This window comes from Crossiella cryophila (assembly GCF_014204915.1).
Classification (GTDB): Bacteria; Actinomycetota; Actinomycetes; order Mycobacteriales; family Pseudonocardiaceae; genus Crossiella; species Crossiella cryophila.
The window spans coordinates 7,279,357-7,298,312 of record NZ_JACHMH010000001.1 but is presented as its reverse complement, the minus strand read 5'-3'; the positions used below and the strand labels follow the sequence as shown (position 1 = coordinate 7,298,312).

Genomic DNA, 18,956 nt, shown 5'->3' with positions numbered 1-18,956 from the left:
GCGCGCTGCCCAGGGCGGGCATCCCTGATCCAGGTGCCCGCCCTGCCCGGTCCGGGGGCGTGAGCCCGCAGCCCAGCCACGGGCTGGCGCGCTCGTATGCGGCCACACCCTAGGGATTTCCCTGCCCCGTCCCCCCAAGACTTGCCACGCAGGTCCCACGGGAAGGGTCGAAACCATATGCCGGAAGACAGCAAACTCGTCGACTACCTCAAGTGGGTAACCGCCGACCTGCACGACACCCGGCGGCGACTCGAGGAGCTGGAGAGCGGCAGGCAGGAACCCGTCGCCATCGTCGGCATGGCCTGCCGGTTCCCCGGCGGGGTCACCTCGCCCGAGGACCTGTGGCGGGTGCTGGCCGACGGGGCGGACGTGATGGCCCCGTTCCCCACCGACCGGGGCTGGGACCTGCGCATCCTCAGCGGTGACGGCGAGGGGCACAGCGCCACCGACCGTGGTGGGTTCCTCACCGGGGTGGCCGACTTCGACGCCGGGTTCTTCGGGATCTCACCCCGCGAGGCCCTCGCGATGGACCCGCAGCAACGCCTGCTGCTGGAGACCGCCTGGGAGACCTTCGAACGGGCCGGTATCGACCCGCACGCGGTGCGCGGCAGCAAGACCGGCGTGTTCGTGGGCACCAACGGGCAGGACTACTCCGAACTCGTGCTGCGGGCGGGCGAGGACGTCGCCGGGCACGCCGGCACCGGGCTGGCCGCGAGCGTGGTTTCCGGCCGGATCGCCTACGTACTGGGCCTGGAGGGTCCGGCGGTCACCATCGACACCGCCTGCTCCTCCTCCCTGGTCGCCCTGCACTCCGCGGCCCAGGCCGTGCGGTCGGGGGAGTGCTCGCTCGCGCTGGCCGGTGGTGTGACCGTGATGTCCACCGCGATGGGCTTCGCCGGGTTCACCCGGCAGGGCGGGCTCGCGCCGGACGGGCTGTGCAAGGCATTCGCCGAGGGCGCCGACGGCACCGGCTGGTCCGAGGGCGTCGGCCTGCTGCTGGTGGAGACCCTGGCCGACGCGCGCCGCAACGGGCACCAGGTCCTCGCGCTGCTGCGCGGGTCCGCGGTGAACTCCGACGGCGCCTCCAACGGGCTGACCGCCCCGAACGGCCCGTCCCAGCAACGCGTCATCCGGGCCGCACTCGCCGCCGCCGGACTCACTCCGTCCGATGTGGACGCGGTCGAGGCGCACGGCACCGGCACCCGGCTCGGCGACCCGATCGAGGCCGAGGCCCTGCTCGCCGCCTACGGGCAGGAGCGGGAGATCCCGCTCTGGCTGGGCTCGGTCAAGTCCAACCTCGGCCACACCCAGGCCGCCGCGGGCGTGGCCGGTGTGATCAAGATGGTGATGGCCATGCGGCACGGTGTGCTGCCGCAGACCCTGCACGTGGACACCCCCTCCAGCCACATCGACTGGACCGCGGGCGAGGTCCGCCTGCTCACCGAGAAAACCGACTGGCCGGACACCGGACGGCCGCGCCGCTCCGGCATCTCCTCCTTCGGCATCAGCGGCACCAACGCGCACATCGTGCTCGAACAAGGCCCCGCCGAAGAGCCCGCCGAAACCGACCAAGCCCCGGTCAAGCCCGTCGCCCTGCCCTGGCTGCTCTCCGGCCGCACCCCGCAAGCCCTGCGCGCCCAGGCCGAACGCCTCCTCGACCACCCCGGCGACCCGGTCGACCTCGGCTACTCCCTGGCCGCCACCCGCAGCCGCTTCGAGCACCGCGCCGTGGTCATCGGCGACGGCGAGGAGCTGACCGCCGGACTGCGCGCCCTGCTCGAGGAACTGCCGAATCCCGCGCTGGTCAACGGATCCACCGGCAAGACCGGCAGGATCGCCTTCGTCTTCCCCGGCCAGGGCGCGCAGTGGGTCGGCATGGGCAAGGCACTGCTGGACGAGTCGCCGGTGTTCGCCGCCAAGATCGAGGAATGCGCGGCCGCACTCGCCCCGCACACCGACTGGTCGCTCACGGATGTCTTGCGCGGCAACGTGGACACCGCCACGCTTGAGCGCGTTGACGTGGTCCAGCCCGCCTCCTTCGCCATCATGGTCGCCCTCGCCGCGATCTGGCAGCAGCACGGCGTGCAGCCGGACGCGGTGCTCGGGCACTCCCAGGGCGAACTCGCCGCCGCGGTCATCGCGGGCGCGCTCGACCTGCCCGCAGCCGCCCGCGTGGTCGCGCTGCGCAGCGCCGCCATCGCCCGGCGCCTGTCCGGACTCGGCGCGATGGCCGCGATCCCGTTGCCAGCCAACGAGGTTCGCGAACGCGTGGCCGCACTCGACGGGGTCGCGGTGGCCGCGGTCAACGGCCCCCGCTCGGTGATCATCTCCGGCGCGGTCGCCGGCGTGGAATCACTGGTGGAATCGCTGATCGCGGACGGCGTCAAGGCCAAGCTGATCAGCGTGGACTACGCCTCGCACTCCCCGCAGGTGGAAACCATCCGCGAGGAACTGCTGGCCCAGCTCGGCGACCTCCAGCCGAGCACGCCGACGATCCCGCTGTTCTCCCCGGCCACCGGCGCCTGGGTCACCGGACCCGACTTCACCGCCGAGCACTGGTTCCACAACCTGCGCGGCGAGGTCCGCTTCGACCCGGCCGTGCGCCAGCTCATCGGCGAGGGTTTCCGCACCTTCATCGAGATCAGCGCGCACCCGGTGCTCACCCCGGCGATCACCGAGATCGGCGAGGACACCGGCGAGACCCTGCTCGGCGTCGGCACCCTGCGCCGCGAGGACGGCGGCACCCGCCGGGTGCTCACCTCCCTGGCCGAGGCGCACGTGCGCGGCGTCCAGATCGACTGGACCCCCGCGTTCACCGCCGCCCAGCCCCGCAAGGTTTCCCTGCCCACCTACCCGTTCCAGCGCAACCGCCACTGGCCACGCGCCGCCGCCAACAGCGCGGTGGACGTCACCGCCGCCGGACTCGGCCGCGCCGACCACCCCTGGCTGGACGCCGTGGTCGAACCCGCCGGTGGCGAACAGGTCGTCTGTGTCGGCCGACTCTCCCTGGCCGGGCACCCCTGGCTGGCCGACCACGTGGTCGGCGGGCTGATCCTGTTGCCCGGCACCGGTTTCCTCGAACTCGCCGTGCGCGCCGGTGACCTGGTCGACTGCCCGACGGTGGAGGAACTCACCCTCGCCGTGCCGTTGTTGTTGCGCGCCACCGACACCCTGACCATCCAGCTCACCATCGCCGCCCCCGACGTCGACGGCCGCCGCGAACTCGGCATCTACGCCCGACCGGCGGGCGACGCCGACACCCCGTGGACCCGGCACGCCTCGGCCATCCTCAGCCCCGAACCGGTCGCCGAGCCCGAGCGGCTCGCCGAGTGGCCGCCCGCCGGTGCGGAACCCGTTGCGCTGGAAGGCTTCTACGACACCCTGGAGTTCGGCCCCAAGTTCCGCGGCCTGCAGTCGGTGTGGCTGGGCAAGGACGCGGTCTACGCCGAGGTCGAACTGCCCGGCGCGGAGGAGGACAGCGGCGGCTTCGGCCTGCACCCCGCGCTGCTGGACGCCGCCCTGCACGCCGTCCCCTTCGCCACCAACCCCGACCCGGGCAGCCGCCTGCTTCCCTTCACCTGGAACCAGGTCAGCCTGCACGCCGCCGGTGCGGCCCGGCTGCGGGTGCGGCTCACCGAGGCCGGTCCGGACACCGTCTCGCTGACCGCCACCGACACCACCGGCGCACCCGTGTTCTCCGCGGCCTCGCTGGTACTGCGCTCGGCCGCGGCCGTCAGCACCGCCGCCCCGGCCGCCCGCGACGAGCAGGAATCCCTGTTCCGCCTGGACTGGACCCCGCTGACCAGCGACCTGCGGGCGACCGAGGCGAGCTGGGCCATCCTCGGCGGCGACATCTTCGGCCTGGCCTCGGCCATCGAACTCATCGGCGGCCGGGCCACCACCTACGTGGACACCCTGGCCGACCTCGCGGGCAGCGTCCCGGAAATCCTGGTCGTGCCACTGCAAAGCAACCCCGGCGCCGAGGTCGTCAGCACCGCGCACCAGCTCACCGCGCAGGCCCTGGAGATCATCCAGCACCTCATCGCCGACGCCGCGCTGGCCCGCACCCGGGTGCTGTTCGTGACCTGCAACGCCGTCTCCGGCGGCGCCGACGACCCGGTCCGCGACCTGGCCGCCGCCCCGATCCACGGCCTGGTCCGCTCCACCCAGTCCGAACACCCCGGCAAGTTCCTGCTCATCGACCTGGACACCGAGGACAGCTCGGCCGCCGTCCTGCCCGGCCTGCCCAGCCTCCTGGAAGACGGCGAGACCCAGGCCCTGGTCCGCGACGGCGCCATCCGGGTCGGCCGCCTGGCCACCCTGGCCTCCGGCTCCGGCCTGGTCCCACCGGCCGAGGGCCCGTGGCGCCTGGACACCACCGGCCACGGCAGCCTCGACGCCCTGGTCCTCGCCCCCAACCCGGACGCCGTTCGCGCGCTCACCGGCCGCGAGGTCCGCCTCAAGATCACCGCCGCGGGCGTCAACTTCCGCGACGTCCTCAACGCCCTCGGCATGTACCCCGGCCAGGCCGGAGCCTTCGGCGCCGAGGCCGCGGGCGAGGTCGTCGAAATCGGCCCCGACGCGACCGAACTCCGCGTCGGCGACCGGGTCTTCGGCATGATCACCGGCGGCTTCGGCACCCACGCGGTCGCCGCCGACGAACGCTTCCTGACCGCCATCCCGTCCGGCTGGACCGAGGAAACCGCCGCCTCCATCCCGATCGCCTTCCTCACCGCCTACCACTGCCTGGTCGACCTGGCCGAACTGCGCGCGGGTCAGTCGATCCTGGTGCACGCCGGCGCCGGTGGCGTGGGCATGGCCGCCATCCAGCTGGCCAAGCACCTGGGCGCGGAGGTCTTCGCCACCGCCAGCGCGGGCAAGCAGGACACCCTGCGCGAACTGGGCGTGGCCGAGGACCACATCGCCAACTCCAGGGACACCGACTTCGCCGCCCGCTTCGGCGCGGTCACCGGCGGGCGTGGCGTGGACGTGGTGCTCAACGCGCTCTCCGGCGAGTTCGTGGACGCCTCGCTGCGGGTGCTCGCCGAGGGCGGCCGGTTCGTGGAGATGGGCAAGACCGACATCCGCAGCACCGAGGACCTCGACGGCGTCTGGTACCGGGCGATGGACCTGGGCACCGTGCACCCCGAGGAGATCCAGCGCCTGCTGCGCAGCCTGATCGAGCTGTTCGAGCAGGGCGAGCTGCGGCCGCTGCCGATCACCCGCTGGAACGTGCGCCGCGCCAAGGAAGCCTTCCGGCACCTGAGCCTGGCCCGGCACATCGGCAAGGTCGTACTCACCATCCGCGGCGGCCTCGCCCCCACCGGCACCACCCTGCTCACCGGCGGCACCGGCACCCTGGGCGGCGCCCTGGCCAAACACCTGGTCACCGAACACGGCGTCCGCCGCCTGCTCCTGGTCAGCCGCCGCGGCCCGGACGCTCCTGGCGCCGACACCCTCCGCCAGGACCTCATCGAGGCAGGCGCCGACGTCGACATCGTGGCCGCCGACATCACCGACCGGGACGCCCTGGCCACGGTCCTGAACGGCATCCCGGCCGAACACCCACTCTCCGCCGTGGTGCACACCGCGGGCGTGCTCGACGACGGCGTGGTCACCAAACTCGACCCCGAGCGCCTGCGCAAGGTGTTGCGCCCCAAGGTCGACGCCGCCTGGCACCTGCACGAACTCACCCGCGACCACGAGCTGAGCGCCTTCGTCCTCTTCTCCTCGGTCGCGGGCGTCACCGGCAGCCCCGGCCAAGCCAACTACGCCGCCGCGAACGTCTTCCTGGACACCCTGGCCGCGCACCGCCGCGACCAGGGCCTGCCGGCCACCTCACTGGCCTGGGGCCTGTGGGCCGAACGCAGCGAGCTGACCAGCGGCCTGGACGAGGGCCAGGTACGGCGGATCGACTCCTCCGGCCTGCCCGAGATCTCCACCGAGCAGGGCATGCGCATGTTCGACTCGGCAACCGAATCCGACGAACCCCTGATCATCCCGATCAAGGTCGGCAAACGAGCCGCAGGCCAGTCCACCGCAGTCCCAGCCCTGCTGCGCGGCATCATCCAAGGCGGCCGCCGCTCCGCCGCCGCGGGCACCCCAGCCCCCTCCGGCCTCCGCGACCGCCTCCGTGCCCTGGGCGCCACCGGCCAGGAAGAACTGTTGCGCGACCTGGTGATCACCCACGCCGCAGCCCTGCTCGGCCACCACGACCGCGCAGGCCTAGACCCCGAACGCGGCTTCCTGGAATCCGGCTTCGACTCCCTCATCGCGGTCGAACTCCGCAACAAACTCGCCGACGTAACAGGCCTCCGCTTGCCCTCCACCGTCGTCTTCGACACCAAAACCCCGGTCGCCCTGGCCCAACGCCTCCGCACCGAACTCGCCGAATCAGTCAGCTCCACCAGCGGCTCCAGCAACAACAACGCCAACGGCGGCGGCGCGGCCGACACCCTCGACCAACTCTTCGCCGATGCAGTCCACACCGGCAAGGTCCGCCAGGGCCTGGCCATGCTCAAGGCGGTAGCCAACCTCCGCCCCACCTTCGACAGCCCAGCCGACCTGGTCGCCCTCTCCAAGGCCACCATCCTCGCCGACGGCCCCACCGCCCCCACCATCATCTGCGTCAGCTCCCCAGTGATCACCGGCGGCGTGCACCAGTACGCCCGCATCGCCGCCCACTTCCGCGGCCGCAGGCGAGTAAGCGCCCTCCCCCTGATGGGCTTCGCCGACGAGGAACACCTCCCCGCCACCGGCGACGCCGCAGTAAGAGCAGTAGTCGAGAGCGCCCTGGAAGCCAGCGAGGGCCAGCCTTTCGTCCTGCTCGGCCACTCCTCCGGCGGCTCCATCGCCCTGGCCGCGGCCGGGGTGCTGGAACAGGTCTGGGGCATCCGCCCCGAAGGCGTGGTCATGCTGGACACCCTCAGCGTCCGCCACGACGGCGAAGGCAGCGACTTCGGCCAGATGACCAACTACTACCTTGACAAGATCGGCTCCTCGCCGATCACTTTGTCCACCGCCCGGTTGTCCGCGATGGCCCACTGGTTCAGCAAGCTGGCCACCATCGACGTCCTGGAGTCGACCGTGCCGCGCCTGCTGGTGCGGTGTGGGCGGGATCTGGACGGGAACACCGTCGGCGAGCTGCCGGAGTCGGCGGTGCCAGCGGGCGAGGTCCGCACCATTGACGCGGACCACTTCTCGCTGGCCAAGGAGGACTCGGGGCGGACCGCGGAGACGGTCGAGCAGTGGGTGGGCTCGCTGGTCAAGGCCTGAGACACGGCTGCATTACTTCTTCCGGGTGGACCGGATTGGTCTGTCCTGGGAACGTGGTAGCAGGGACGCGGTGTCGCTGCCGTGTCCCTGCTGTCACGGACAGGGGGCAATGCGGGTGGCCGAAGTCCCAGCAGGAGCCGGCGAGGCAGATGATCCGCCTGTTCCCGCTGGCCCACAGGTGAAAAACACGGTGACGGTGTCGGCGAAGACCGACATGGTGGTGCTGGCGAAAACCATTTCCGGCGGCGTCCATCACCACGGGTGGCGCAGTCCGCGCGTGCTGCTGATCGGTGCCGCCGCCGGCGCAATGCTGCTAGTCGTCGCGCTGGTCCTGGTGCGCTGGCTGACCGACAGTGGCGCGCTGCCCGCGACCGGCAACCCGCTGGCACCGCCGGCCACGGCACGCGAGACCGGCATCCTGTCGGGCCACACCGGGATGATCACGGGAATGAAGTTCAGCGGGAACGGCCAGGTCCTCGCCACGGCGAGTATGGACAAGACCGTTCGATTGTGGGACGCACCGAACCACAGAGAGCTGGGCACACTCGCCACCGGCCTCGTCAACCCCAACGGGGTGGCGGTGAGCCAGGACGGGCGCACCGTGGCCGTCGCGCCGTCAGGCCGTGGGGTGCAGTTGTGGGACGTGGCCAGCCGCAAGCAGCTCGGCGAGTCGCTCAGCGAGACCGAAGGCATGCGCGGGATGCCGATCATGGCCATGGCCGTGGAGTTCAGCCCGGACAGTCGTCTGCTGGCCGTCGGGGAGCTTAGTGGTCAGGTGCGGTTGTGGGATGTGGCCAGCCACCGGCGGGTGGGCAAGCCGCTCGTCGGTCACACCTCCGGCGTGTTCGCCATGGCGTTCAGTGCCGATGGCCGTGTGCTGGCTACCTCAGGCGGGAACGCCACGGTGCGGTTGTGGGATGTCACCAGCTATCAGCAGCTCGGCCAGCTGCCCCTCGGGTCGTTCGGTTTTGTGCAGAGCCTGGCGCTCAGCCCGGATGGACGGACCCTGGCCTGCGCGGTCTCGGGCCTCAACACGCAGTTGTGGGATGTGGCCAGCCGCCAACGACTCGGCGAGCCCATCAACAACAGCGCCACAAGCCTCGGGTTCAGCTCGGATGGCAAGCGTCTGGTCACCGCGAGCGCGGGGCAGGGGGTGCAGCTGTGGGATGTGGCCAGCCGGGAGCCGCGCGGTGATCCCATCGGGTCCAACCCTGCTGCCACTCACGTGTCGTACAGTCCGGTTGGGCAGACACTTGCCACCGGAATGCTGGACAACTCCGTGCGCTTGTGGGACATGACCGGTCTGGGCTGAGCAACAAGGGCAGCTCGGACCACTCAGTGACCACGGTGATCGCGAGGGCCCCGGTCGCCGCCGGACCCCTCGCGACCGCCGCGACACCTACCAGGTGACCGGCATCGAGTGCACGCCGAAGAGCACGCCGTCGTACTTGAACGGCAGTTCCTCCACCGGCACCGCCAGCCGCAACCCCGGAATCCGCTCGAACAACGTCCGGTAAGCGATCTCCATCTCCACCCGCACCAGGTTCTGCCCCAGGCACTGGTGCACCCCGTACCCGAAGGCCACGTGCTGCCGCGCGCCACGCTCCGGGTCGAACTGACTGGGGCAGCCGAACATCGACTCGTCGTGGTTGGCCGCGGCCACCAGCGGCATGATCCCCTCACCCGCGCGGACCAGCTGGCCGTTGATCTCCAGATCGGCCACCGCCACCCGCAGCGCCACCAGGTCCGCCACCGAGTGCAGGCGCAGGGTTTCGTCCACCACCCGGTCGTCGCCGATCCACTGCGGGTTCTGCAGCAGGGTCAGCACGCCAAGAGCGATGTTGTTGGCGGTGGTCTCGTGGCCCGCGATGAGCAGCAGCATGCCGGTGCCGGGCAGTTCCTCCGGGGTCAGCACCCCGGCGGCCAGGATCCGGCTGATCAGGTCGTCGCCTGGCCACTTCTGCTTGATCGCGATCAGGCGGGTGACATAACGCAGCAGCGCCTTGCCGGCGGCCTCCCGTTCCTCGTGTGAGGAGCCCAGGCTGACCAGGACCTGGGTGCGGGACTCGAAGAAGTCGTGGTCGGCGTACGGGACGCCGAGCAGGGCGGAGATGACCAGGGAGGGGATCGGCAGGGCGAAGTCCTCCACCAGGTCGGCCTTGTCGCCGCGGGCCAGCATGGCGTCGATGCGCTCGTCCACGATCTTCTGGATCGCCGGGCGCCACTCGCGCATCCGGCGCACGGTGAACTCCGGCATCAGCGCCTTGCGGAACCGGTTGTGCTCGGGCGGGTCGTAGCCCACGAACCAGCCGGGCACCTCATCGGAACGCGGCACCCCGCCGGTGCGGCCGAAGCTGGGGAAACCCTCCTTGGTCGGGTCCGAGCTGACCCTGGCGTCGGTGAGCACCGCGCGCACGTCCTCGTGCCGGGTCACCAGCCAGACCTCCTGACCGGTCGGCAGGCTGGTGCGGGCCAGGCCGGGCAGGTCGCGGAAGCGGGCGTAGTCCGCCGGTGGGAACGACTCGCCGGGGACCCGTCTGGGGAAGTCCACGACCGGGCACCGGGCCGGTTCGTCTGCCGGCATAGCTCCTCCTTGGCTGCCAGGCGGGACGCCCACGCCCCGCGGGTCCACCTTGCGGCCTTCCTGGCAGGAAAACGCCCAGAAGCTCGGACAGGTCGTGTTTGGTGGGTATTGGCCGATGAGCGCCGGAGTCCAGATTGTTCCTGGTCGTGTCGACGTGGTGGCCTCGTACCGGTGTTGTACGTGGCCAGCGCGGCGGGGCGGCCAGGGACGATCTGGGCCCGGCGATCGCGGCCAAGGTCCACCAAACCCGACCTGGATCGGACCTCTCGCGGACTGGAACAGAGACGGACGGCTTGGTTGCAGGGAGCTAGGATTCCGCCATGAACGGGGGCAGGGACACAGCGCTGGTCGGGCGGGACCGGGAACTGGACCTGCTGGTCGAGATCGCCGAGAAGGCGCGGGCCGGCACCGGCCAGGCGGTCCTGCTCCGCGGTCCGGCGGGCATCGGCAAGACCACCCTGCTGCAGGCCGCCCTCACCCGGATCCGGCCACTGGCCGCCCGCACCCTGTCCGCGCGCTGCCGGGACGCGGGCAGCGGGGCCTATGCCGCGGTCCGCGCGCTGTTCGAGCCGCTGCACCTGACCCAGAAGGGCGAGGCCGGGCGGCTGCTGGACGGCAGTGCCCGGCACGCGCTGCCAGCGGTCGACCCGGAAATACAGCATCCGACCCAGCACAACACCGCCTACTCGGTGCTGCACGGCCTGCACTGGCTCACCGTCGGACTCACCGCCGACGGCCTGCTGGTACTGGCCGTGGACGACCTCCAGTGGTGCGACGACCCCTCGCTGCGCTGGCTGGCCTTCCTGCTCCGCCGGGCCGAGGACCTGCCGCTGTTGCTGCTGCTCACCCAGCGCACCGACCAGGACTCCCCGGTCACCGAGGTCTTCGCCGAGATCGCCGAACTCTCCCTGTGCCACACGGTCAACCTGCCAGCGCTCAGCGCCCGCCCGGTGGCCGAACTGCTGACCAAGGTGCTCGGCGCCGAACCGGAACTGGCCTTCGCCGCCCGCTGCGCCCAGCTCACCGGCGGCAACCCGCTGCTGCTCGGCCGGATGCTGACCAGGCTGGGCGAGCACGACGGCGACCGCACCGACCCCGCACTGCTGGAGGACCTGGGCCGGGCCGTGGTCGCCCGTTCGGTGCTGGACCGGCTGCCCGAGCACTTCCTGGCCGTGGCCAGGGCCATCGCCATCCTGCCCGGCGAGGCCCTCGAACTCATCGCCGCACTCGCCGGGGCGCACCACCGCACCACCACCGCGGCCATCAGCGAACTGCGCCGCCGCGACCTGGTCACCGCCGAGGACTTCGGGCCCGGCCCGGAATTCGTGCACGACACCATCCGGCAGACCGTGCTCGGCGGCACCCCTTCGGCCGAACTCGACCAGCTCCGCGAACGCGCCGCCACCCTGCTCAACGACGCAGGCAGGCCCGCCGAGGAGGTGGCGGTGCTGCTGGTGCTGCTGCCCGGCGCCCCCGAACCGTGGATGGCCGACGTGCTGCGCGAGGCCGCCACCGGCGCCGAACACCGCGGCGCACCACGGATGGCGGCCAGTTACCTGGAGCGCGTGCTCGCCGTGGACGACGCCGACGTGCCGGTGCTCAGCCAGCTCGCCAGGGTGCTCGCGATGATCGAACCCACCACCGCGCTGCGCCACCTGGAACGCGCCCTCGAACTGATCGCCGACCCACGCCGCCAGGTCCCGCTGGTGCTCCAGTACACGCTGACCTCGCTGCGCGCGCAGAACTCCATCCGCGCCTTCGCCCTGGCCTGCACCACCCTGGACGCGCTGACCAAGACCATCGGCCCCGAACCCGACAGCACCGACCGGGCCCTGCGCGCGGTGCTGGAGTCCTCGATGCTGGCCTCCGGCATCGACGAGAAGACCAACCTGGGCGAGCTGGGGGAGCGCTTCGCGCACCGCGCCAACCCGCCGGGGGACACCGCCGAGGAACGCCAGCTGCTGGCCGGCCTCGCCCTGCTGGGCATGCTGCAGGCCCGCCCCGCCGCCGAACTGGCCGAGCAGACCCGGCGGGCGCTGAAGATAAACGAGGTCGAGGTGGGTGGCTGGACCATCCTGGGCTCGATCTACACCCTCTACCTGGCCGATGACACCGTGGCCATGCCCGAGGCGCTGGACATGCTGGTCGAGCACATGCAGTCCACCGGGGCCGCCTGGACCTACTGCCTGGTCAGCAGCCTGCGTGCGATCGTGCGGCACTGGAACGGCGACCTGGTCGAGGCCCTGGCCGACGCCCAGTCCTGCTACGACCTGGTCGTCCAGGAGAACTGGGCGGGCGCCATGGTCATGCCCCAGGTCGCCCTCGCGGTGGTGCTCACCGACCTGGGCGAGGCCGACCGCGCCGACGAGATCCTCGGCGAGACCTTCCGCGACCGCTTCGACGCCTTCACCCTGGAGTACCACTACTACCTGATGGCCCGCGCCCGCACCTACGAGGCCCTCGGCGAGATCGACCGCGCCCTGGAAACCCTCCAGCAGTGCGCACTGAGCCTGGCCGAAGGCAACATCGACAACCCGGTGCTGGCCCCCTGGTGGTACGAGGCCGCCCTCATCCTCGCCGACCAGGACCGCCTCGAAGAAGGCACCGCCATCGCCAACCACGGCGCCGAGCTGTGCCGCCGCTGGGGCACCCCGCGCGCCCTCGGCATGGCCCTCACCGCCCAGGGCGCCGTCACCCCAGGCCCCCAGGGCATCCGCCTGCTCACCGAAGCCGTCCGCACCCTGGCCACCTCACCCGGCAAGTTCGAGCACGCCCGAGCCGAGTACCTCCTCGGCCGCGCCCTGCTCCGCGCGGGCGACGCCGAAGCCGCCCGCAAACGCCTGCGCAGCTCCCTGGATCGCTCGGTCCTACTCCGCCACCGGCGTCAGGTCACCCTGTCCTCGGCCGCGTTGCTGGAGGCGGGCGGCCGGTTGCGCCGCGGCACCGACTCCCCGGCCGACAGCCTCACCGGCAGCGAACGCCGCGTCGCCGCCAGAGCCGCCAACGGCGCGACCAACCGGGAGATCGCGGAATCCCTGTTCCTCACCGTCCGCACGGTCGAACTGCACCTGACCAGCGCGTACCGCAAACTCGGCGTCCGCGGCCGGGCGGAGCTGGCGGCGGCACTGGCCCGCAGCGGGCAGTGAGTACGGCGTCATCGGACAGCTGCCACGCGCCCGATGACGCACACGGCCGGTGGATCCAGGTCGAGCACTTCGGTGCGGAGCTGCTCGAACCCGGCTTCGGCGAGCCGGCCCGCCAACTCAATGGCGCCCGCCGGGCCGCAACAGCCGAGCTAGTTCGCGTAGCCGGGCGGTCGGGTCCGGCCACATGCCGACTGTGTTCACTGCCAGCGCGGCGTCAAACGGCCCGTCGCTGATCGACAGCTGCTCGACCGGCAGGCGATCCCATGGACTGCCCCCGATGCTGGGTGATCCTCGAAGACGGTGGTCAGCCCAACCGGTGCCGCACCCACACATTCGGCTCCACATACACCGCGAAGTCCTGCGCCAAATCGCAGTGCACCAACGACAACGCCCCCGGCACCGCCACCCCGCCATCCCGATCGAACGGCAACCCGGTCCACGCCCGCCACTGCGCCAGCGACCCACTCACCGTCGCCGACGCGGGCGCGACCTGCTCCACGATTCCACCCGCCCGCACGTGCACCCGCAACCACGGGTCAACCGGCAACCCGTCCTCCCGGACCTGCCGCACGTATTCCGCCATCGGCACCGCAGGCTGCCGCTCCTTCCAGATCGGCCGCAACGGCACCAGCAGCTCATCCCGCCCCTGCGCCCGAGCCGCGTCCCCCAACGCGGCCAGCATCCGCCCGGACAGCCCCTGCCCCAGCGCATCGGCCGTCACGGTGATCTCCAGCGCCCCGGCCACGGTCGGCGTCTGCCCCTCGCGGTGGTCGTCGAAGGCCCAGGGCAGGATCCGGTCCCAGCCCTGATCCGGCATGGGCACGCGACCTTCACCGTGGCCGTCGTAGGGCACCGCGAGCCCATAGGCGACCACCCGATCACCCTCGGTGGCCACCACGCAGTACTCGGGGAACACCTCGGGGACCTGGAACCAGAGCGCGTCGGAGACCAGGTCGTGCAGCAGGAACTCCGGCCAGCCGGTGTCCATGGCGAGCAGGGGTTCGAGCAACTCGGGCCGGTCGGCCAGCGTGGTGATCACAGCAGGTCAGTGTGCCGGGTGCGGCACGGCGGTGCACCCGGGTTAGCCCTGACTAGCGGCGCTTGGCCGGCGCGCTGGGCTGCTCGCCCGAGTCCTTCAGCTCCTTCAGCCGCGCCTCTTCCCGGCGCACCTCGGCCTGGGTGGCCCGCTCCTGGCGCAGCCACTCCGGGTTCTCCGCCTTCAGCGCCTCCACCTGCGCGGTGGTCAGCGCCTCGGTGATGCCACCGCGGGCCAGCCCGCCAATGGAGATGCCCAGCTTGAGCGCCAGCACCGGGCGCGGGTGCGGGCCGTTGCGGCGCAGGTCGCGCAGCCACTCCGGCGGGTCGGCCTGCAGCGCGTTCAGCTCGTCGCGCGAGACGACACCCTCCTGGAACTCCGCGGGGGTGGCCTCGAGGTACACACCCAGCTTCTTCGCCGCGGTCGCGGGCTTCATCGTCTGGGGGGTTTTCTGCGACGTCATGTCCACAGGGTATCGAGCTGGTGCGTTGGCGCTGACCACGGGCGGTAATCTGACCTGGTGACTGGCTCGGACACCCCTGCGTCGTTCCGCCTCGGCTACGTGCCGGGGGTGACCCCGGCCAAGTGGATCCGGACCTGGCAGGAGCGCCTGCCCGAGGTCCCGCTGCACCTGCAGTCGCTCTCGCCCACCGAGGCCGCCGAGGCGGTGCGCGCCCGCGAGGTCGACGCCGCGTTGCTGCGCTTGCCCATCGACCGCACCGACCTGCACGCGATCCCGCTCTACACCGAGAACACCGTGGTCGTGCTGCCCAAGGACCACCCGCTCACCGAGGGCGCCGAGATCACCGCCGCCGAACTGGCCGACCTGCTGGTGCTGCACGCCCTGGATGACTCCCTGGACTGGACCGCGCCGCCCGGCCAGCCCGCGAAGGAGCGTCCGGAGACCACCGCGGACGCGATCCAGCTGGTGGCCGCGGGAGTGGGACTGCTGATCGTGCCGCAGTCGCTGGCCCGGCTGCACCACCGCAAGGACCTCGCCTTCCGGACGCTGGCCGACGCGCCGGTCTCCCAGGTCGCGCTGTCCTGGCGGGAGGACGCCGGGACCGAGCTGACCGAGCAGTTCATCGGCATCGTCCGCGGCCGCACGGTCAACAGCACCCGCGGCGCCGGCACACCAGCCCCGGCGCCCGCTCCGGCACCGGCCAAGGCGAAGAAACCGGCCCCCGCGCGCAACCAGAAGCGCGCCGCCGCGCCCACCGGCCGGGGCCGCAAACCACGTCGCGGCCGCTAGGCGCGGGCCGGCAGGCCGGACAGCATGGTGTGCGGGATCTCGCCGTACATCGCGGCGAAGTCCACCCTGGACCGCACCAGCCGCGGGTCGGCCACGGCCGGGGTCGGGTTGCTGAACGGCCACCGGCCGACCAGCGCCACGATCGCGTACTCGGTCAGCGTGAGCGTGTCCGCCGCGCCCAGGCCCGCATCACCGCGCCCGGCGCACAGGGCGGGGCGGGCCACTCGGTGGGCAGCGTAGTCAGGACAGCCGCGGCCGAGTTCGCGCTGCTCAGGCCGCCTGGCCCGCTGGAAATCCGGGACCACCGCCATCACAACTCCGCACCTCGCGGGCACGCGGTCCCAAGGATGACCACCATTCGAGAAGCCCGCCTCACCGTGGGAATCACTGACATCTTCATCCGCCCGATCGGCCTGGACTGCATGGGGATGTACCGGCCACCAGGTTCGGCACCAGCTTCGCTCGGAGGGCGGGGTGATCCTGGGCGGCCGCCCCGAGTACGTGGCCACGGCCTGCGCGGACAGCCTGCACCGCCTCGACCCGGCCGTGCCGATCGAGGACACCGTGGGCGCGATGGCCGACCTGGTCACCGCGGGCAAGGTGCGCGCGCTCGGCCTCAGCGCGGTCGGCCCTGACCTGCTGCGCCGGGCCGCCGCGGTGGCCCCGATCTCGGCCCTGAAGACCTTCGCCGGCGAACGCGGCCACGCCCCCGGCCAGATCGCGCTGGCCTGGCTGCTCGCCCAGCCCTACGCCATCGCCCCCATCCCCGGCACCAAACGCGCGGCCTACGCCCGCCAGAACGCCGCCGCCACCGCCGTCCCGCTCAGCGCGGACGACCTGGCCGTCCTGAATGGACTGTTCGACCCGGCCAGGGTGCGCGGCGGGCAGTACGGCGACCTCGACCTGCGCTCGCAGCACCGCATCGACAACTAGGCCGACGCGGTGCCGGTGGACCAGCGGGTCATCGACCTGCCGGGCACTGCGGTGGGTGGTTCCGGCAGCCCGCGATGGACTTCGCCGAACTCAGCTGCTCGTCGGAGATCCTGCTGCCGGCCAGGTTGACGTCGGTGAGGTCGGCGCCATCGAGTTCGGCCGCGGAGATCGTCTGGCCGGGCACCATGAATCGGGTGTCGGTGAGGTTGGCTCCGGTGAGATCGGCGTCCATGAGCAGGCTCGCCAGCAGATCGGCGCCGGTGAGGTCGGCGCCGGCCAGGTTGGCCCTGAACAGGGTGGTTTCCCTGATATCGGCCCCGGACAGCTTGGCCTTGCTGAAGTTGCCGTCCAGGAAACTGCTCCCGGTGAAGGTCGCGCGGGTGAGATCAGCGCCGGAGAGGTCGGTCTGCGTACCGTCCACCTGCGCGAAGTTGGCCTCGGTGAGGTTCGCGCCTGCCAGGGACAGCTCCCTGATGCCGAGTCCGGTCATGTCCATGCCGGTCAGGTTGGCCCCGGACAGGGTGGCGCCACTGATGTTGGCGTTCTTGACATTCGCGCCCCGAAGGTCGGCCTTCGTGAGATCAACGTCATTGAGCTGGGCGCCGGTGAGATCGGCGCCGCGGAAGTCGGCGCCGGTCAGGTTGACCTTCCTGGCCCAGCCCACGAAATCGGCGCCGGTGAGATCGACGTCCCGCAGGTCGGCCCCGGTGAGATCCAGGAGCTTGCCACCGAGGAAGCGGACGTTCCTGAGCTTGATCTCCGCGTCCGGGTTCGCCTGCCGCCAGTCATTCCATTCGGCCGCGCTTCTGGTGAGCATCCCGGCCTGCTCGTCATCGCACACCGTCGAGTCCGCGGGGCACGGGGTGGGCGGCGGGGGCGGCTCCGGAAGTGCCACGGTCGTGCTCTTGACATCGCTGCAGTACCGGCCGCCGAGCACGATCTTGACGCACACCTGTAGTTCCAGGGTCACCGATCTGTCCTCGGGGTCCCAATGGTCGTAGCCGAAGAAGCGCACTTTTTCGCTGCCGTGCCGACAGGCGATGTCAGCGCGTTGAACAGGTTTACCGTGCCACCGGGTACCGTCCTTGTTTCTGCCGTTCTGGTAAACCTCGATATCCCCGCCGGTGCAACCTCCCCCGGCTACGCCCGCGGCAACCCATTGTCCGCCGTCAGCACTGACTGTTCCGTTGTATTGGACCCGCCGGCAACCGCCTTGAAGTTCGCAGTTGTAGTTGACCTCCATATCGAACGGCCGGATGGATGGAATGTCCTTCCTGGCCTTGGTGTCGCCGGCGGCGGCAGGGGAAATCCCGGCAAAGGTGGCCAGGAGTGCGGGCAGCAGCAGGCAAAGAGTTTTTGCGGATGCCTTCATAATTCAAGGCTAGGTGTCCAAGGACCTGGCAGCCGCGCGGAAGTGGAACTCTCATGCTTCTGTGTCGCTCATTGCGCCGGGAGAGTGGCCGGGGCGCACCGGGGGTAGGGCCAGCCCCACCCCCAGGACGGTAGTAGGTGGGCATGTGTGACCGGCCGGGAAACGGGAAGCTGATCACCAGCAGCGGAGAGCCCGCCGCCCCGGCAGAACAGGACACCCACCATGAAGCGCAGCAGTCTGGCCCGCTCGACCGCCGCGGTGGCCGCGGCCGCCGTCACCGTGGCGCTGGCCTGCACCGGCGCCGGCGCGGTGGCCGCGGAGAGCCAGCACGGCAGCAAGGTGCAGCAGCGCCTGGACAGCCTGGTGCGCGAGGACAGGTTCCCGGCCGCACTGGCCACTGTGGACGATCGCAACCTGGTCTCGGGTCAGGCCAAGCGGAACGATCGGGTGCGGATCGGCAGCAACACCAAGCTGTTCGTGGCCGTCGCGGTGCTGCAGCTGGTCGGCGAGGGCAGGATCGAGCTGGACAAGCCGATCGAGAAGTACCTGCCGAATCTGGTGCGCGGCAAGGGTATCGACGGCAACAAGATCACCGTGCGCGAGCTGCTCCAGCACACCAGCGGCCTGCCCAACTACACCAACCACATCGGCATGGAGAAGTTCCAGGAGGCGCGGGACCGCTACCTCAGCCCGCGGGACGCCCTGGACGCCGCGCTGGCCCAGCCGGCCATGTTCGAGCCGGGAAAGAAGTGGTACTACAACAACACCGGCTACACCCTGGCTGGGCTGCTCATCGAGAAGGTCACCGGCCGACCGGTGGCCGAGGTGGTCACCGAGCGGGTGATCAAGCCCGCCGGGCTACGCGACACCTACTGGCCCAACGTGGGTGAGCGGGACATCCGCGGCAGGCACGCCAAGGGCTACGCCGAGGCCGACGGCACCAAGCCCGGCGGCCCGATCGTGGACGCCACCCGGCAGGACACCGGCTGGGGCTGGGCCGCCGGTGAGCTGGTCGGCACCCCCAGCGACCTGAGCCGGTTCTTCGCCGAGTTGTTCGGCGGCAAGCTGTTGCGCCCGGCCGAACTGGCCGAGCTGAAGCGCACCGTGGTGGCCACCGGCGTGCCTGGCAAGGCCGAGTACGGCCTCGGCGTGTTCCGCACCGAACTGAGCTGCGGCAAGGTCCTGTGGTGGCACGGCGGATCGATTCCCGGCTACGAGACCCGCGGCGGCGTGACCGAGGACGGTCGCCGGATCGGGCTCGCGGTGACCGCGCAGACCGGCACCTTCACCGACCACGCGGTCGGTGCCCAGCACCTCCAGCAGTTCGTGGACGCCGCGATCTGCGACCAGCGCTGACC

11 protein-coding genes and 1 pseudogene are annotated in these 18,956 nt (G+C 71.3%); 6 read left to right on the top strand and 6 right to left on the bottom strand.

All coding sequences use genetic code 11. The features are described from left to right. Positions 1-177: 177 nt before the first annotated feature. Positions 178-7,275, top strand: a pseudogene (locus HNR67_RS31655) (type I polyketide synthase); the annotation flags it as partial. Between the two features lie 190 nt (positions 7,276-7,465). Next, on the top strand, positions 7,466-8,587 hold the full coding sequence (locus tag HNR67_RS31650) for a WD40 repeat domain-containing protein (RefSeq protein WP_185005823.1): 1,122 nt from the start codon (positions 7,466-7,468) through the stop codon (positions 8,585-8,587). A gap of 87 nt (positions 8,588-8,674) precedes the next feature. Here HNR67_RS31650 and HNR67_RS31645 read toward each other — a convergent pair whose 3' ends face one another. Next, positions 8,675-9,859 carry a cytochrome P450 gene (locus HNR67_RS31645; protein WP_185005822.1) on the bottom strand — a complete coding sequence of 395 codons (1,185 nt, stop codon included), beginning with the start codon at positions 9,857-9,859 and terminating at the stop codon, positions 8,675-8,677. Positions 9,860-10,179: 320 nt separating this feature from the next. Here HNR67_RS31645 and HNR67_RS31640 point away from each other — a divergent pair, with 320 nt between their 5' ends. Further along, complete coding sequence (locus tag HNR67_RS31640) at positions 10,180-13,005, top strand: ATP-binding protein (RefSeq protein ID WP_185005821.1); 2,826 nt, start codon at positions 10,180-10,182, stop codon at positions 13,003-13,005. 117 nt (positions 13,006-13,122) lie between these two features. Here the strand turns inward: HNR67_RS31640 and HNR67_RS45110 are convergent, their stop codons facing one another. Genes HNR67_RS45110 through HNR67_RS31625 form a run of 3 tightly spaced genes read right to left on the bottom strand, consistent with a single transcriptional unit; the run spans position 13,123 to position 14,504 of the window. Continuing rightward, positions 13,123-13,338: a methyltransferase domain-containing protein gene (locus HNR67_RS45110; protein ID WP_246493703.1), complete on the bottom strand. Its 216-nt coding sequence runs from the start codon at positions 13,336-13,338 to the stop codon at positions 13,123-13,125. Beyond that, a complete protein-coding gene (locus HNR67_RS31630; RefSeq protein ID WP_312988436.1) occupies positions 13,310-14,044 on the bottom strand; it encodes an N-acetyltransferase in 735 nt (244 codons plus the stop codon). Before HNR67_RS31630 ends, HNR67_RS45110 begins: the two co-directional genes overlap by 29 nt. 52 nt (positions 14,045-14,096) lie before the next feature. Further along, positions 14,097-14,504 carry a DUF5997 family protein gene (locus HNR67_RS31625; RefSeq protein WP_185005820.1) on the bottom strand — a complete coding sequence of 136 codons (408 nt, stop codon included), beginning with the start codon at positions 14,502-14,504 and terminating at the stop codon, positions 14,097-14,099. A 57-nt stretch (positions 14,505-14,561) separates the two neighbouring features. On the opposite strand from HNR67_RS31625, the gene HNR67_RS31620 reads away from it, so the two are divergent. After that, positions 14,562-15,293, top strand: coding sequence for a LysR family substrate-binding domain-containing protein (locus HNR67_RS31620; protein WP_185005819.1), 732 nt, complete (start codon positions 14,562-14,564; stop codon positions 15,291-15,293). Here the strand turns inward: HNR67_RS31620 and HNR67_RS31615 are convergent. After that, complete coding sequence (locus HNR67_RS31615; RefSeq protein WP_185005818.1) at positions 15,290-15,604, bottom strand: hypothetical protein; 315 nt, start codon at positions 15,602-15,604, stop codon at positions 15,290-15,292. The two genes, HNR67_RS31620 and HNR67_RS31615, sit on opposite strands and share 4 nt — an antisense overlap. A 163-nt stretch (positions 15,605-15,767) precedes the next feature. Here HNR67_RS31615 and HNR67_RS31610 point away from each other — a divergent pair, with 163 nt between their 5' ends. Continuing rightward, the gene (locus tag HNR67_RS31610; protein WP_312988433.1) at positions 15,768-16,226 is read left to right on the top strand and encodes an aldo/keto reductase; all 459 of its coding nucleotides are present in this window, start codon (positions 15,768-15,770) and stop codon (positions 16,224-16,226) included. A gap of 28 nt (positions 16,227-16,254) precedes the next feature. Here the strand turns inward: HNR67_RS31610 and HNR67_RS31605 are convergent, their stop codons facing one another. Next, positions 16,255-17,598 carry a pentapeptide repeat-containing protein gene (locus HNR67_RS31605; RefSeq protein ID WP_185005817.1) on the bottom strand — a complete coding sequence of 448 codons (1,344 nt, stop codon included), beginning with the start codon at positions 17,596-17,598 and terminating at the stop codon, positions 16,255-16,257. A gap of 222 nt (positions 17,599-17,820) precedes the next feature. On the opposite strand from HNR67_RS31605, the gene HNR67_RS31600 reads away from it, so the two are divergent. Further along, a complete protein-coding gene (locus HNR67_RS31600) occupies positions 17,821-18,954 on the top strand; it encodes a serine hydrolase domain-containing protein (protein WP_185005816.1) in 1,134 nt (377 codons plus the stop codon). The last annotated feature ends 2 nt before the right edge of the window (positions 18,955-18,956 follow it).

What these genes read in the sequence shown, in the direction of transcription:
- HNR67_RS31645 (WP_185005822.1), bottom strand. Translation starts at nt 9,859, where the DNA reads ATGCCGGCAGACGAACCGGCCCGGTGCCCGGTCGTGGACTTCCCCAGA.
- HNR67_RS31640 (WP_185005821.1), top strand. Translation starts at nt 10,180, where the DNA reads ATGAACGGGGGCAGGGACACAGCGCTGGTCGGGCGGGACCGGGAACTG.
- HNR67_RS45110 (WP_246493703.1), bottom strand. Translation starts at nt 13,338, where the DNA reads ATGTGTGGGTGCGGCACCGGTTGGGCTGACCACCGTCTTCGAGGATCA.
- HNR67_RS31625 (WP_185005820.1), bottom strand. Translation starts at nt 14,504, where the DNA reads ATGACGTCGCAGAAAACCCCCCAGACGATGAAGCCCGCGACCGCGGCG.
- HNR67_RS31615 (WP_185005818.1), bottom strand. Translation starts at nt 15,604, where the DNA reads ATGGCGGTGGTCCCGGATTTCCAGCGGGCCAGGCGGCCTGAGCAGCGC.
- HNR67_RS31605 (WP_185005817.1), bottom strand. Translation starts at nt 17,598, where the DNA reads ATGAAGGCATCCGCAAAAACTCTTTGCCTGCTGCTGCCCGCACTCCTG.
- HNR67_RS31600 (WP_185005816.1), top strand. Translation starts at nt 17,821, where the DNA reads ATGAAGCGCAGCAGTCTGGCCCGCTCGACCGCCGCGGTGGCCGCGGCC.